This window comes from Olleya sp. HaHaR_3_96 (genome assembly GCF_019278545.1).
In the GTDB taxonomy this organism is placed as follows: Bacteria; Bacteroidota; Bacteroidia; order Flavobacteriales; family Flavobacteriaceae; genus Olleya.
Genome location: NZ_CP058987.1, coordinates 1,189,888 through 1,207,260, shown reverse-complemented (window position 1 = coordinate 1,207,260; position 17,373 = coordinate 1,189,888). Strand labels below are relative to the sequence as shown.

Sequence of the window (17,373 nt, the reverse complement as noted above, 5' to 3'; positions counted from 1 at the left end):
AACACTACTTATGAAACATATAATAACACTCTCTTTTTTAGCTATTTTATTAGCCTCTTGCAATGGAGATAAAAAAAATACAGTCGAAAAAGTTTTAGAAAAAAACGATCTAAAAGAGATACGAACTAAAAGAGCAGAATTAGTAACAGCACAGGATGCTATTCACTCTAAAATAAAATTATTAGACGACAGAATTAAAACATTAGATAAAACACAAAACACACCCTTAATTACCACTTTTGAAGCTAAAGAAGAAGTGTTTAATCATGTTTTAGAATTACAAGGTAACGTAACGACTAAAAATCTATTAATCATTACACCTGAATATAACGGTATACTAACTAACGTATATGTTAAAGAAGGACAACGTGTTTCTAAAGGGCAAGTTTTAGCAAAAATTGATGATGGTGGATTAAGTCAACAATTAGCACAATATAAAATACAATCTGATTTAGCAAAAACAACTTTTGAACGTCAGAAAAGATTATGGGATCAAAAAATTGGTAGCGAAATTCAGTTTTTGCAAGCGCAATCATCTTACCAATCTCAACAAGAAGCAATCAATCAAATACAACAACAACTAAACAAAACGACAGTTAGAGCGCCTTTTAGCGGAACGATTGACGATGTTATTACAGAAAAAGGTAGTGTTGTTGGTGCTGGACAAACGCCACTTATGCAAATTGTAAACTTAGACAATATGTATATTGAAACAGATGTTCCAGAAAGTTATGTTTCTTCAGTTATTAAAGGTAAAAATGTAAATGTAGAATTTGCGGTTTTAGGAAAAACAATAGACACTAAAGTTCGCCAAGCGGGAGACGTAATTAATCCAGCTAATAGAACCTTTAAAGTCGAAATTGGTGTGCCAAATAAAGACAAAAGCATCAAACCTAACTTAACGGCTAGACTTAAAATTAACGATTACACCAACGAAAAAGCCATTTTAGTACCACAAAGTATTATTTCTGAAAATGCAGAAGGTGAACAGTACGTGTATATTGTTTCAGACAAAAAAGAGAATAATGAAGGGACTGTAAACAAAGTCATTATTAAAACAGGAAAGACACAAGGTGATGTTATTGAAGTTTTACACGGTATCCCTAATGGCGCAGAATTAATTTTAGAAGGAGCACGTAGTGTAAAGGACGGGCAAACTGTTAAGGTAATAAACTACTAAACCAAACAATATGACTAAAAAGAAAAAACAAGTCGATACCGAATTTGGTTTATCATCGTGGGCGATTAACAATAAGACCACAATGTATGTCCTGATTGCAGTAATCTTTTATTTAGGGATTTCTTCATTCTTTAGCATGCCTAGAGAAAATTTCCCAGAAGTTAATGAAACTAAAATTTATGTTAGTTCTATTTACCCAGGAAACACTGCAGAAGATATAGAAAAACTAATCTCTGACCCTTTAGAAGACAAACTGAAAACGGTTAGTAATGTGGTCGAAATCACCTCAACCTCTCAAGAAGATTACTCTATGTTAATTGTAGAGTTTGATGATGGGATTACGGTCGATCAAGCTAAGCAAAAAGTAAAGGATGAAATTGATACTGAAACTTCTGGAGAAGACTGGCCAACTTTTAATGGCGCTAAAGTAGAACCTGATGTTTTTGAATTAAGCCTTTCGGAAGAAATGCCAATCTTGAACATTAATATTTCAGGAGATTACCCTATTCAAAAGTTAAAAGAATTTGCTGAGTTTCTTCAAGATGAAATTGAAGATTTACAAGAAATTAAAAAAGCGGACATCCGTGGTGCACAAGAAAAAGAAGTTGAAGTTGCTGTAGACATTTACAAAATGATGGCTGCCGAGGTTACTTTTAACGATATTATTGGTGCTATTAACAACGGAAACCTTACCATGTCTGCAGGTAATTTAAAAGCTAGTGGACAACGACGTACTATTAGAGTTTTAGGTGAAATTGAAAAACCATCAGAACTTGAAAATTTTGTTGTAAAATCTGAAAAAGGAAAATCTATTTATCTTAAAGATTTAGCAACTGTTTCTTTTAAAGAAGAAGACAAAACAACCTTTGCTAGAGAGTATGGTCATCCTGTAGTGATGTTAGACGTTAAAAAACGTGCTGGAAAAAACATGGTTGCTGCTGCAGAGCAAATTCAGGTTATTGTTGCAGATGCTATTGCTAATGTATTCCCACCAGATTTAACGGTAAATATTGTTAACGACCAATCGTCTAAAACTATTGGTCAAGTAGACGATTTAGTAAACAACATTATTTTTGGTGTAATACTAGTCGTTGCGGTTTTAATGTTCTTTTTAGGATTTAAAAATGCCCTATTTGTTGGTTTTGCAATACCAATGTCCATGTTTATGTCACTTATGATATTAGAATTACTTGGACAAAGTTTAAACACTATGGTACTTTTTGGTCTTATTATGGGACTTGGTATGTTGGTTGATAATGGTATTGTGGTGGTCGAAAACGTATACCGTTTAATGGAAGACGAAGGAATGGGCAGAATTGAAGCTGCCAAGAAAGGTATTGGAGAAATTGCGTTTCCTATTATCATCTCTACAGCTACAACAGTTGCGGCTTTTATTCCGTTAGGTTTATGGCCAGGAATTATGGGAGAATTCATGAAAATCTTACCCATAACACTATCCGTAGTACTAGGGTCATCTTTATTTGTTGCCATCTTTTTCAACTCCGTATTAGTCTCTAAATTCATGACTATAGAAGATAAAGACATGCCTTTAAAACAAATTATACGTACTTCAATAATAGTAGCGGGTATTGGTATTCTAATACTTGTATTTGGTGGTACATACAGAGGATTAGGTACTGTTATGGTATTTACAGCAATCATGCTTTGGGCTTACCGCTTCTTTATCAGAAAATGGGCCAATTCATTCCAAAACAAAGCATTAGTCAATCTAGAAAACTGGTACGAACGTAAATTACGCGGTGCTTTATCTGGATGGAGACCTTATGTTTTAAGTGTTGGTACATTCTTATTACTTATTGCTTCTTTTATCGCTTTTGGAATATCATTAAGTGCTAAAAGAACTAAAGTTGAGTTTTTTCCTGACAACAAACCAAATCAGATTATTGTCTACATCGAATATCCTGAAGGGACTGCTATCGAGAAAACAAACGGTATTACTAAAGAAATTGAAAAACGTGTCTTTACCGTTCTTAATCAGGACTTATACATGTCTAAAGGTAAAAACTTTCTTGTAGAAAGTACGGTATCCCAAGTTGGTGAAGGTGCTGGTAATCCGCAAACAGATGGTGGATCTGCTGCAGAAATGCCGCACAAAGCTAAGGTTACCGCTTCTATGCGTGAATACAAATTTAGAAAAGGAGAAGACAGTGAGCTACTACGTCAAAAAGTACAAGCGGCTTTAGTTGGTATTTACCCTGGTGTATTAATTTCTGTAGAAAAAGATGTTAACGGACCACCTGTTGGACCGCCCATTAATATTGAAATTGAAGGAAATGACTATAATGAACTTATTAACACTGCAGAAGCAATGCGTGAGTTTATTAATACTAAAAGTATTGCTGGTATTGACGAGCTTAAAATAGATGTTAATAAGGACAAGCCAACCATGCGTGTTACTATTGACAGAGAAAAAGCTGGAGAATTAGGTATAAGTGCTGCACAAGTGGGGCAACAACTACGTAGTTCTGTCTTTGGATCTAAGGCGGGTGTCTATAAAGAAGATGGTGACGATTATGATATTTACGTTCGTTTTAATGCAGAAAATAGATACAACAAAAGCGCCTTGTTTAATCAAAACATTACGTTTAGAGATAATACAGGACAAATAAAAAGCATTCCTATTTCTGCTGTTATTCAATATGAAAACAACTCTGGTTTTAGCGCTATTAAGCATAAAGACACAAGACGAGTAGTTACCGTGTATTCCGCATTATCACCTGGTTTCACAGATGCCTCTGCCATTGTAACTCAGATTCAAAACGAAATGAAAAGTTATGAGGATTTACCTAACGGAATTAAAATTGATTACACTGGTCAAATTGAAGAGCAAAACAAGCAAATGTTATTCCTTGTTGGTGCCTTTTTCACAGGACTAGGCTTAATCTTTTTTATATTGATATTCCAATTTAACTCCGTTTCAAAACCAACAATAATAATGATTGCTATTTTCCTTAGTTTTATTGGTGTCTTTGGTGGTATAGTAATTTCAGGAAGTTCTTTTGTTATCATGATGACTATGGTTGGTATTATATCACTAGCCGGAATTGTAGTAAATAACGGTGTGGTACTTTTAGATTATGCACAATTGCTTATTGATAGAAAGAAAGCCGAATTAGATTTAGAAAAGGAAGACTACCTAACTAACCAAGATCTTTTTGAAAGTATTGTTAAAGCGGGTAAAGCGCGTTTAAGACCTGTATTACTTACGGCAATTACAACCATATTTGGTCTTATACCATTGGCCATTGGCTTAAACATTAACTTCTTTACTCTTTTTGCGGATTTTAATCCAAACATATATATGGGAGGAGATAACGTTGTCTTTTGGGGACCATTAGCATGGACTGTTATTTATGGTCTATTAATCGCAACATTCTTAACCTTAATTGTGGTACCAATATTATTTTTCTTATCCGTAAAATTCAAAATGTGGTTAAGAGATAAGTTTTCATCTGAAGAAAAAGAAGACATAATAGCAATTGAAAGTACGTTTGAAGAGTAATCTTCTATTTCAACTAAATAGTGCAAATGATTTAAACAAAAAATCCGAAGTCTTTACTTCGGATTTTTTACTTTTGCATTTCTAATAAATAACTATGTACAGAAGTCACAACTGTGGTGAGTTAACAGCATCACATATAAATACAGAAGTAACCCTTTCAGGTTGGGTTCAAAAATCAAGAGACAAAGGATTTATGATTTGGGTCGATCTTCGCGATCGTTACGGAATCACGCAACTTATTTTTGATGAGGAACGTACATCTAAAGTCATACTAGAACAAGCACAAAAGCTTGGTCGCGAATTTGTTATTCAAATTAAAGGTACCGTTATAGAACGTGAATCTAAAAACAAAAATATCCCAACAGGTGAGATTGAAGTTTTAGTAAAAGAATTAACTATTTTAAATGAATCTTTACTTCCTCCTTTTACTATCGAAGACAAAACCGATGGTGGGGAAGATATTAGAATGAAATATCGTTACCTTGATATTAGACGTAATCCTGTAAAAAACAACTTAATTTTTAGAGCTAAAGTAACGCAAGAAGTCAGAAACTTTTTGTCAAACAATGCCTTTATTGAAGTTGAAACACCATACTTAATCAAATCGACTCCAGAAGGCGCTAGAGATTTTGTAGTACCTTCTAGAATGAATGAAGGTGAATTTTACGCGTTGCCACAATCTCCTCAAACTTTTAAGCAATTGCTTATGGTTGGTGGAATGGACAAATACTTCCAGATTGTAAAATGTTTTAGAGACGAAGATTTACGCGCAGACAGACAACCAGAATTTACGCAAATTGACTGCGAAATGGCGTTTGTAGAGCAAGAAGATATTTTAAACGTTTTTGAAAACCTGACGCGCCACTTACTTAAAGAGGTTAATGGTGTAGAAGTTGACAAATTCCCACGTATGTTATACGACGATGCGATGCGTTTATACGGAAACGACAAACCAGATATTAGATTTGGAATGGAGTTTGGCGAATTAAATGACGTTGCACAACACAAAGAATTTAGCGTATTCAACTCGGCAGAATTAGTCGTTGGTATTGCTGTTCCTGGCGGAAACGCATACACCCGTAAAGAAATAGATAAATTAATTGATTGGGTAAAGCGTCCACAAGTTGGTGCTTTAGGTATGATTTATTGTCGTGTAAACGAGGATGGGACATTCAAATCATCTGTAGATAAATTTTTCGACCAAGAGGATTTAGCTAAATGGGCAGAAAAAACTGGCGCAAAAGCAGGAGATTTAGTCTGTGTGCTATCTGGAGACACTAATAAAGTACGTGCACAATTAAGTGCTTTACGTATGGAATTAGCAACACGCTTAGGCTTACGTGATCCTAAAGTATTTGCTCCATTATGGGTCATTGACTTCCCTTTATTAGAACTGGATGAAGAAACGGGGCATTACCACGCTATGCACCACCCATTTACATCACCTAAACCAGGTCAAATAGAATTATTAGACACTAACCCGGGAGAAGTAAAAGCAAATGCATACGATTTAGTCCTTAACGGAAATGAAATTGGTGGTGGATCAATACGTATACACGATAAAGCGACACAAGCGATCATGCTTAAACATTTAGGATTTAGTGAAGCTGAAGCTAAAGCTCAATTTGGATTTTTAATGGATGCTTTTGAATATGGCGCACCGCCACATGGTGGTTTAGCTTTTGGTCTTGATAGATTAGTCTCTATTTTAGGAGGTCAAGAAACGATTAGAGATTTTATTGCGTTCCCAAAAAACAATTCTGGTAGAGACGTCATGATTGACGCCCCTGCTCCAATTGACGAGGCGCAATTAAAAGAATTAAATTTAAAGCTTGATTTGTAGTTTGTACCTTCAAGTTTACTGTTTATAAAAAAACCCCACTTAATGTGGGATTTTTTATTTAGGAAAAGACTTAAAACAATCCTTACAATAATATAAAACATACTATAGATTTGACTAATTTTGGGGTATGCCAAAACATACTATATTAAAACGTATTTTAATCTGGAGAGCTAAGCATATATCACAAAGACAATTTGTATATATGCTTAGCATACTGGTTGGTTTCACTTCTGGTATTGGCGCTGTTGTATTAAAAAATCTCACGCATTTTATACAACATTTATTAGAAGGTAGATTAGTTAAATACTATCATACTGCATTTTATTTTTTATTTCCCATTGTAGGATTTACCCTTGTGCATCTGGTCATAAAATATGTCGTTAAAGGCAAAGTAAGTCACGGGATTCCTTCGACACTTTTTTCTATTTCAAAACGAAAAGGGATTATGAAACGTTATCAAATGTTTGGTTCGATTCTAACAGCTCCCATTACTATAGGTTTTGGAGGCTCAGTCGGGTTAGAAGGCCCATCGGTTGCAACAGGTGCTGCAATTAGCTCAAACATTGCCCGAATGTTTCACATGAACCAAACAACCAGAAGTTTATTAATTGGTTGTGCAGCAGCAGGTGCATTGTCCTCCATATTTAAAGCCCCTATTGCAGCAATAATTTTCGCGATTGAGGTCTTTAGTTTAGACTTAACTATCGCCTCCATGCTGCCACTTTTATTAGCGTCTTTATCGGCTATTTTAACCTCTTACTTTTTTCTTGGAGGTGATGTACTATTGCCTTTTAGAATAGAAGATAAGTTTACTATTTCAGATGTCCCCTTCTATGCCGTTTTAGGTATTTGTTCAGCAATAACTTCTATCTATTTTACAGAAATTTATGAACGGATTCAAAAATTATTCGACCGATTAAATTCACCTTTCAAAAAAATAGTAGTTGGCGGATCTTGCATCGGAATTCTAGTATATTTTATACCGCCCTTATATGGAGAAGGTTTTGCTGTCATTAACAACCTAATTGCCGGAAACCCGGAAAAAGCTCTAGAAAACAACTTCCTACAAATGGACCTTACAAACATTTGGGTCGTTATCGCATTATTAGCAGGCTTAGTCTTTTTTAAAATTATTGCTAGCGCCCTTACATTTGGCGCAGGAGGTGTTGGAGGTATTTTTGCACCGACACTATTTATGGGAAGTATTATGGGAAACTGTATTGCAAAAATAATAAACAACATAGGTTTCTTTAAAAATCAAGTTTCAGAAAGTAATTTTACATTAGTAGGAATGGCAGGATTAATGGCTGGGGTATTACACGCTCCATTAACAGCCATTTTCTTGATAGCAGAAGTAACAGGCGGATACGAATTGTTTATTCCGTTAATGTTAACCGCTACTATTTCATTTAGTATCACAAAATATTTCAACTCGCATTCTGTATATACCATGGAATTAGGACGTAGAGGAGAACTTATCACACATGACAAAGACCACGCCGTACTAACTTTAATGGATATTGATAAAGTTATCGAGACTAATTTTGTTCCCATTTATCAAACCATGGATTTAGGACAAATTGTACATAAAGCAGTTGTGAAATCTAGTCGAAACATATTCCCTGTCATTGACGAAGAGTTTAAAACATTAAAAGGGATCATCTTATTAGATGATATTCGTCCAATAATGTTCGATCAAACGTTATATAAAGAAGTTCTTGCCATGGACGTCATGCAAAACCCGCCAGAAATAATTGACCTAGAACATGATAAAATGGTAGATATCATGAAAAAATTTCAAGATAGTAGTGCTTGGAATTTACCGGTTGTACAAAACGGAAAGTATGTTGGGTTTATATCAAAATCTAAATTATTAACCGCTTACAGGCGACAATTAATTAATTTTACAAAATCTTAAAAAATATTTAGCACTTTAAAATTTGCTAAACAAAACATATCAAAATGAAATACCTTATCGCGCTTGCTTTTATCGCTTCAGTTACTAGTATTATTTGTGGCTATTGGTTAAATGTAGATTATGCACAAAAATTAATAGGTTTTGGTGTGCTAGGTTTGTTTTTTGTGGTTATTCCATTATTCACTTACCACAGGTGGAAAGATAGAGATGCTAATGAATACATTTTAACAAAAGAAAAAATAGAGGACATGCGTAAAAAAGAAGGCGACAAACGTAAACTATAATTCAAGTCATTTGGGCATTACTCTTTTCCGCAAAACGCTACAAAGCGTCGCGCTATCCACTGTATCTTTTTGTTTTTTTTTATAAAACAAAAAGGATGTCGTTACTATCCCTAATGCACTATGCTAAAAAACAGTCTCCTAATTCAAGTTTCGTTTTTGGATAAAAAAACGTTTTAATAATGCTGACGCTTCTTCTGCCAGGACACCACCTTCCATTTTAGTTTTAGGATGTAGTTTAGTATTTAATGCAATACAACCTCGATCGTCATCTCTTGCCCCATATACAATTTTAGAAATCTGACTCCAATACAAAGCACCAGCACACATTTGACAAGGCTCTAAAGTCACATATAATGTACAATCTTTTAAATATTTACCACCTAAAAAATTAGCAGCAGCAGTAATCGCTTGCATTTCGGCATGTGCAGTCACATCATTTAAAAGCTCGGTTAAATTATGCGCTCTAGCAATAATACGGTCTTTAATAACAATTACAGCACCTACCGGAATTTCGCCTTTATCAAAAGCTTCTTCCGCTTCCTGAAGTGCTTTTTTCATAAAATAAGTATCGTCGAATGGATTTATCATAATTTCAAACTTACAACTAATTAAGAAAATCATATATTTGATTCCAACTTAAATTTCAAATAAATGAAAATCAAATTATTATTAGCAGGAATAGCAGTAACTATTATGTCTTGCGCAGGTACACCTGAAGAAGAAACAGCAAAACGTTTTTGCGACTGTTCATCTGATATTGCTGAATTAACAAAAAAAATGAAAGAAGACCCTGCTTCAATGGATATCGCGGCATACACAAAAGCAATGGAAGAATTCCAAAAGTGTATCGACCCAGATGGAGAAATGAAAAAGAAAGAAGACGCAATGACTGCTGAAGAAAAAAAAGCATTCGGAGAAAAAATGAAAGGTTTAGTTACAGTTTCTTGCCCAGAGGTGGCAAAAGCTATGGGAATGGAGTAAATTTCAGACTACAAAATATCTTTAAAGGAAATTATTTTTTTACAAATAGTTTCCTTTTTTTATTATAAAACGCTTACTTACAACCAATTCGGCAAGACTTTTGATGCTATCAATAAAACCGATACGATGGCCAACTATTATTCAATTAAAATACCAAAACCTTGTCATGAGCGTTGGGATACTATGACAACGCAGGATAAAGGGCGTTTTTGCGGATCTTGCAACAAAACGGTTGTCGATTTCACTAAAATGGACAGCTATCAAATTCAAGATTTTTTACAAGAAAACAAAGACCAACGTATTTGTGGGCATATTAAGCAAACACAATTGGATTCCATAAATTTAAGAATCCCACTTAGTCTAATTCATCAAAAACATAGTGTTTATAAATCTTTCTTTTTAGCTACTTTGATAATCATGGGAACATCTCTTTTTAGTTGTTCTTCAAAAAACGGAACACCACAAAAGATTGATAGTATTGAAGTTGTAGACACTTTAAACAATAGAGTTATTGATATAATAGGAGATTTAGCCCCTCCCAAAAAAACAGATAGCACTAGTGGTCAGAAGAAAATATTAAAACCAGCAACAATTCTTCCTACACCACGTCATCCTATTACTGGTGTCATGATTGCCAATATGGTAACTACTGGAGAACTAGTAAGTCCTCCCTACCCAGTAAAAATAGACTCAACAAAAACTGAAGCCCACGCTTTAGATATTGAAGGAGAGATATCAATTATAGATCACACCACTACTAAAGCCTACACTTTAGTCAATGTTGACCAATACCCTGCATTTCAAGAAACACTGGATACACTATCAAAAGAAGATGGTAGAAAACGTTTTGAATCAGAATTAAATCAATTTGTAAACACCAATTTTATCAAACCATCAAAGGTTAATCTTGAACTAAAAGGAAAGCAGCGCATTTATGTAAATTTCGAAATTCAAAAAAATGGAGAAATAAAAATAATTAAGATCAAATCTCATCATAAATCTCTAGACTTAGAAGCAGCTCGAGTAATACAAAAACTACCAAAACTTATTCCTGCTAAAAAAGATGGTCAAACCGTTGCTTCACTATATGCTTTACCCATAATAATTAATACAGAAGAAGAATAAAATCTTGTATTTTTGCTAAGTGCAAAACAAACTCTTACATACCATTGATTCTCCAGAACAACTTCGCTTATTAAAACAAGACGACTTGCCTGTTATTGCTAAACAGTTACGCGATTTCATTATCAATATCGTCGCCACTAAAGAAGGGCATTTAGGTGCTAGTCTTGGCGTAATCGAATTAACTATTGCTTTACATTATGTATTCAACACACCAAAGGACCAACTCGTTTGGGACGTTGGACATCAAGCCTATGGGCATAAAATATTAACCGGTAGACGCGATAATTTTGAAAGCAATAGACAAATTGGAGGCCTAAGTGGTTTTCCTAACAGATCAGAGAGTCCGTTTGACACTTTTGGTGTTGGTCACTCCTCTACCTCTATTTCGGCAGCTTTAGGTATGGCAATTGCTTCTAATTTAAAAGGCGATTTTGACACACAACATATTGCAGTAATTGGAGATGCCTCTATTGCTAGCGGAATGGCTTTTGAAGGCTTAAATCACGCAGGAGTTACAGATGCCAACCTTTTAGTTATTTTAAACGACAATGCTATTGGTATTGACCCAAGTGTTGGTGCATTAAAACAATATTTGACTAATGTAAAAAAAGGCACAGAAAAGCAAGATAATATTTTTGAAGCTTTAAATTTTGATTATTCTGGACCAATAGATGGTCATGATTTACCGCTTTTAATTTCAGAACTTGAACGACTAAAAAAGGTTAAAGGACCAAAATTCCTGCACGTTATTACAACTAAAGGCAAAGGGTTACGTCAAGCAGAAGAAAATCAAGTTACTTACCATGCGCCTGGAAAATTTAATAAAGACACAGGGGAACTAAACCCAAAATCAGACATAAAACAACCGCCTAAATATCAAGATGTTTTTGGGCACACCATCGTTGAGTTAGCAAAACAAAACGAAAAAATTATTGGAATTACTCCTGCCATGCCGACAGGTAGTTCTTTAAAATATATGATGGAGCAAATGCCTGAGCGTGCTTTTGATGTCGGTATTGCAGAACAACATGCGGTTACTTTTGCTGCTGGATTAGCCACTCAAGGCATGATTCCTTTTTGCAATATCTACTCCACCTTTTTACAACGTGCTTACGACCAAGTTATACATGACGTTGCTTTACAAAACCTGCCTGTTATATTCTGTTTAGATCGCGCCGGTTTAGTAGGAGAAGATGGCGCAACACATCATGGTGTTTACGACATCGCTTATTTACGATGCATACCAAACCTCATCTTGTTTGCTCCCAGAAATGAAATTGAGCTACGAAACATTATGTATACTGCACAATTGGGATTAAAACATCCTATCGCTATTAGATATCCTAGAGGACGTGGTACAACTTTAGATTGGCAGCAACCATTTTCTAAAATTGAAATAGGAAAAGGTCAACGTCTTAAAAAAGGAACTAAAATCGCAATAGTATCTATAGGAAGTATTGCTAAAAATATAACGGAAGCTTTTGATTTATTGGAAGACATGACTGCTTTCTCACACTATGACCTACGTTTTATAAAGCCTTTGGACATAGCAATGCTTCATGAGGTCTTTAAATCTCATGATACTATAATCACCATTGAAGACGCTTCAATTATTGGTGGTTTTGGTAGTGCTATTGCTGAATTTTCAGCGACACACAACTATAAGAATAAGTTGATTAGAAAAGGTATTTCGGATCAATTTATAGAACATGGTACTGTCCTAGAGTTACAGGAATCTATGGGGTTAGACCCAATAAGTTTGGGTTTATTTCTAAAAAAAATGACAGACTAAAAAATTAGTCTGCCATTTATATTTATAACTTAACATGTTCTTAGTTTGTGCTAAACGACCAAACTTGTCCAATACTTTTTACATCACTATCATCTGTTGTATCTACTCTCCAATAATATGTTGTAGCAGCTACTGTTGTAACATCAAAGGTAGAGGTTGTTAGACCTGATTGCACTAAAACAGGATCAGCAGTCTCTCCAAAAAACAAATCGTATGTTAACGTATCACTAGTATCAACATCACTCCCAGTCCAATCTAATGTAGTTAGTCCTGAATCTAAAAAAACATCTAATGCTGGTGCATTTATAGAGGCCGCAAATGGCGCATAATTTACAACTCCTGCTCCCTCCGTATAAAAGGCCAGGGTTGGCGATGCTTCCGCTTCATCTTCGCCATCAAACGCAACGACATTCCAATAATAAGCTGTTGCCGAATCTAACGTTATTCCCTTTGTCGTACTAGTCGTTGTTATCTGCTCAACAATATCAGTTTGATTTCTATCTCGCGCTACTGTCAATCTATAATTTACGACATCATTATCAACGTCGGTAGCAGCAGACCACTCAAATAAAATAGTAGTCTCGATACATAATAAATCTGAACTAGGGTAAACTAAGTTTGATACAGCTGTTGGCGCTGTATTAGGGACAGGAGCAGCCTCACCGCCTCCATCATCACTTCCGCCACAAGCCACAAACACTAATGCGGATAATACTATAGGTATTACTTTTATTAACTTATTCATCTTTTTTTTATTTTTTTATAATTTTAAAAACCTCTGAAGTATCCACATCTAATTTAATAAAATAAATTCCTTTATTTAAATTCGAAAAAGGCACTTCAATGAAATTCGCTCCACCTCTCACATAATTTTTATCAATTACCAATCTACCATTGACATCAAAAACATGAACTCCTATTTCTGACTGAATAACAGAGTTTGGTAAGGTAATTTTAAGATTATTAATTACTGGGTTTGGACTTGCTATTATATTAAACGTATTTTCAATTGCTGTTTTAAAAGTTCCCTCACAAGCTTTTGCTGTTTTAATTTCTAATTCACCAGAACCAATAAGTTCTAATTCAAAATTAGGAGTACTAGTAATTTGTACTACTTCACCGTTAAAAACAACTGTATAAGGTGCGGTACCTCTACTAACTTCTATATAAGTAATACCAGAATCATTATTGTTATTGACAATTTGTAAATCAATAACATCTGCTTCTTCAATATTAATTTCAAAACATTGTTCATAAGTTGTACCATCCACTGTTACGCAAACAGTATAAGAACCTACTGCAAGATTTTCAAAAGTGAATGAACTTGTCGTAAATTCCTCTGACAAATTCACTCCATTACCAACAACAGTAGCAATATACGTTACGAAAGTTTCGTTAACACGAACGATTACCATTCCATTGTCTTGATCTTGACACGTTTCTGAAATAATTTCTAAAGAAATATTATCTGCATTTGCATAACTTGTGTCACAAGTATCTCCAATCCCATTACCATTTACGTCTTCTTGGCCTGGATTAGCAATGTCTAAACAATTATCTACATCTGCAAACACACCATCACCATCATCATCTTGACACACATCTCCCACACCATTTCCATCTGCATCAGCTTGATCAGCATTAGCTGTATTGACACAATTATCTTCACTATCCAAAACACCATCACTATCTGTGTCTTGACAAACATCCCCAACACCATCACCGTCTGCATCAGCTTGATCAGTATTAGCCGTATAAACACAATTATCTACACCATTTAATACACCATCACCATCTTCATCCCCATTGCTATCCTGTACAAATTCTCCAGAGAAAATACCGCGACCATAAGTTGCTGCAAAAACCATGTTATCATCTCGTAAATCTAAATCTGTTACTTTAACATTTGTCATTCCATTAAAAGCTTGACTCCAGTTTGGACTAGCATCTGCAAAATTATTAGTAGACCAAACACCTAAATCTGTTCCTACAATAACTTCGTTTGTATTTAATGGGTTTTGTAAAATAGCTTTAACTGGCATATCTGGTAAATCCCCTTCTTTTTCTTGCCAAACAGCACCACCATTATTAGTATACCAAATACTTTGCACACCATAATTGTGAATGGTCAAAAATATTTCATCTTCAGATGCACCAAATTCTAAATCAGAAATACTACCGACAATAACATTACTCAAATCTAACTCCGTAAACGTTGGTGTTGCACCATCTGCATTTTCTACAAGAAATATATCTCCTAAAACGGTCCCAACTAAAAGCGTGGAAGCTGATGTTGTATAAGGAGAAACTGTAAATGCTGTAGGTGTAGAGTCCATCTCTGGATCTGTTAAACTTATTGCTTCTAAAGTCCCTTGAGATTTAATCCCAGAGTATCGTCTAATAATATTGTCTGCACCTGACGAATAATTAGAATACAAAATATCTAAGTTCGAATCTAGCGCTTGCGGATTAATAAAAGCACCATTAGACTCCATTTCATTATTAATAACAACGTTTGTATTTGTTGCAAAGTTATAGACATTCACGCCCGAATTATAAACATAGTTTCTTACAAAATATTGATCTGTTCCATCTTGATCAAAAAAGGTATAAGCACCATCTCCTCCATAGGCTTCCTCCGAAGCATCTGCTTGACTTGTATTAGCATTTTCAAATAATTGTGTTCCATTATCTTGTAGTCCACCTGCAAAATAATCTCCTGTAAATGCAGTAGTTGGTGCTACACCAACAGTATAAAATTGAGACGTATTAAAATCCTTATTTCTACTTTCTGTAAGAGCACTCGCATTACCAGAGTAATACACACCTCCATCATTACCAAACGCCATTATTGTTGATGAACCATTAGCAAAAGTCATTGCGTGTTGATCAGCATGTACCTCTTGATAACCAAAACCGCCATACCAATGTGTGAATTGCCCCCAAGATACTCCTGCATCTATAGATTTAAATAAATCAATACCCCCAGCATAAACGATTTGATCGTTATTTGGATCGACTTCTAACATTAAATCATAATAGGCTTGACCTCTTGTAAAATCATTAGAATCGATACCTGCATCGGCATCGTCAGGAAGACTCATTGAAGTTGTATTAACAAAACCATCAACAGTCTTCTCCATGATAACAGGATCCGTACCAGTACCTTGAGCCAATACATAAAGAACACCTGGGTCAGACTGAGAAACAGCGATCTGTGTTCTAGAAGCATTAGCAACAGTATGACTCATAGCAAAAGTATTACCATCTGTAGAGCTCAATACTTCTCCTCCTCCATCACCAAAAATAGTACTATTAATTGTAGACACCCATAGCTTATTATCCACTCCAATTTCAATATCATTAGGACAATGTTTATTACCATCTACTGTTAATGGTAAACTTAACTCGCTCCAGTTAACTCCTTCATCAGTAGATTTATATAATCCAAATTCAGGCCCTGTCAAATAAGTTGTTGCATTTGCTGAGCTGTAAAAACTATCTCCTGCAGCTACAAACACTTCTGAAACCCCAGCATTATCTCTTACCTTTATATCATTGACAAATTGAATTCCTGGCACTAAATTACCAGTAAAAGTATCTGTAGATGGATTCAAAGCCCCATTAGCTACTCCTGATAAAATTGCTGCCTCAAGTAAATCACCATCCTCTTTAGAAATCATTACGGATGGTATTGTAATTGTTGCATCATCTCCACCCATTGGAATAGGTGTTCCTGAAACATTATTCATCATTATTACTCCAATTGCACCAGCATCTTCTGCAAATCTCACTTTATCATCAAAGTTACAATCCCCTCTTCTAATTACAGCTATTTTACCTGTAGCATCTCCTCCAAAGGTGGTACATCCTAAAACTGGATCACCAAGTGAGGTATCATTCGCCAAAATTAAGTCTCCAGTTAATATTGCTAATGTCTCTGTACCAAAAGCTACTGTTGGGTAGGACAAAAAATCTCCTGCGATACTAGCAGGTGAATTTATTGTAATGTTTGAAGCGGATTCAAAAGTTGTTGGACCAGATACGCCTCCAAACACTTTAGTCCAAGACACTCCTGCATCTTCCGACTTCCATACACCATCACCATTAACGTCTCCTGAAACATATGATTCTCCTGTACCTAAATAAAATATATTAGTGTTATTTGGATCATAAGTAATACAACTAACTGCTAAATTTCCTGCAATATCAACTCTAATCCAACTTGAATCTTCATTTGAAATATTTGTATTTTTCCATAAACCACCACTAACTCCTCCTGCAAAAAGCGTTTCGTTAGTTGTATCGTTAGGATCAAACATTATAGCTCTTGTTCTTCCTCCTACATTATTTGGCCCCCTTTCTAACCAATCGGTATCAACACCATCACCAGGCGCTCTACCAGATGTTAAAAAAGTTTGTCGCTTTAATTGTTGGTCAGCTTTAATTTGTTTTAAATTTTCTGCGGTGGGTCTTCCTAAAACAGGATTCATTGTCAACTCCCATTCTTGTTCGTAATACTTATTAGGCGTAAGGCCTGCAGCTCTTCTTTCAGGCTTACTTAATTTAAGAACATCTTTAAACGGACTGTTTTCTAAGTTTTGTTTGTGTATGTTTCTAGTCTCTGTCTGTCCTGTTATTTCAATATCATCCTTCCTAGATAAAGTAAATAAAGCAACACAACCTAAAACACATAACATTAGGATAGTAATTTTCTTTTTCATTTA

Annotated in this window: 11 protein-coding genes; 8 read left to right on the top strand and 3 right to left on the bottom strand. The window is 35.0% G+C overall.

Annotated features, from left to right (window positions below):
* Window positions 1-10: 10 nt before the first annotated feature.
* The 5 genes from H0I26_RS05130 (at window position 11) to H0I26_RS05110 (ending at window position 8,748) form a co-directional block, all read left to right on the top strand.
* A complete protein-coding gene (locus H0I26_RS05130) occupies window positions 11-1,180 on the top strand; it encodes an efflux RND transporter periplasmic adaptor subunit (protein WP_218701309.1) in 1,170 nt (389 codons plus the stop codon).
* Between the two features lie 10 nt (window positions 1,181-1,190).
* Entirely contained in the window at window positions 1,191-4,703 is a 3,513-nt protein-coding gene (locus tag H0I26_RS05125) for an efflux RND transporter permease subunit (RefSeq protein ID WP_218701308.1), read from the top strand.
* A gap of 94 nt (window positions 4,704-4,797) precedes the next feature.
* Window positions 4,798-6,546, top strand: coding sequence for an aspartate--tRNA ligase (aspS, locus tag H0I26_RS05120; RefSeq protein WP_218701307.1), 1,749 nt, complete (start codon window positions 4,798-4,800; stop codon window positions 6,544-6,546).
* A gap of 127 nt (window positions 6,547-6,673) precedes the next feature.
* A complete protein-coding gene (locus H0I26_RS05115) occupies window positions 6,674-8,464 on the top strand; it encodes a chloride channel protein (RefSeq protein ID WP_218701306.1) in 1,791 nt (596 codons plus the stop codon).
* Between the two features lie 44 nt (window positions 8,465-8,508).
* A complete protein-coding gene (locus H0I26_RS05110; protein WP_218701305.1) occupies window positions 8,509-8,748 on the top strand; it encodes a hypothetical protein in 240 nt (79 codons plus the stop codon).
* Between the two features lie 138 nt (window positions 8,749-8,886).
* Here H0I26_RS05110 and H0I26_RS05105 read toward each other — a convergent pair whose 3' ends face one another.
* Complete coding sequence (locus H0I26_RS05105; RefSeq protein ID WP_218701304.1) at window positions 8,887-9,336, bottom strand: nucleoside deaminase; 450 nt, start codon at window positions 9,334-9,336, stop codon at window positions 8,887-8,889.
* A 63-nt stretch (window positions 9,337-9,399) separates the two neighbouring features.
* Between H0I26_RS05105 and H0I26_RS05100 the strand changes: the two genes are divergently transcribed.
* The 3 genes from H0I26_RS05100 (at window position 9,400) to dxs (ending at window position 12,646) form a co-directional block, all read left to right on the top strand.
* On the top strand, window positions 9,400-9,729 hold the full coding sequence (locus H0I26_RS05100; protein WP_218701303.1) for a hypothetical protein: 330 nt from the start codon (window positions 9,400-9,402) through the stop codon (window positions 9,727-9,729).
* 126 nt (window positions 9,730-9,855) lie between these two features.
* A complete protein-coding gene (locus H0I26_RS05095) occupies window positions 9,856-10,854 on the top strand; it encodes an energy transducer TonB (protein ID WP_218701302.1) in 999 nt (332 codons plus the stop codon).
* 19 nt (window positions 10,855-10,873) lie between these two features.
* A complete protein-coding gene (dxs, locus tag H0I26_RS05090; protein ID WP_218701301.1) occupies window positions 10,874-12,646 on the top strand; it encodes a 1-deoxy-D-xylulose-5-phosphate synthase in 1,773 nt (590 codons plus the stop codon).
* Between the two features lie 40 nt (window positions 12,647-12,686).
* Here the strand turns inward: dxs and H0I26_RS05085 are convergent, their stop codons facing one another.
* Window positions 12,687-13,391, bottom strand: coding sequence for a hypothetical protein (locus H0I26_RS05085; RefSeq protein WP_218701300.1), 705 nt, complete (start codon window positions 13,389-13,391; stop codon window positions 12,687-12,689).
* Window positions 13,392-13,398: 7 nt separating this feature from the next.
* Window positions 13,399-17,370, bottom strand: a complete 3,972-nt coding sequence (locus tag H0I26_RS05080; protein ID WP_218701299.1) for a thrombospondin type 3 repeat-containing protein — start codon at window positions 17,368-17,370, stop codon at window positions 13,399-13,401.
* Window positions 17,371-17,373: the final 3 nt, after the last annotated feature.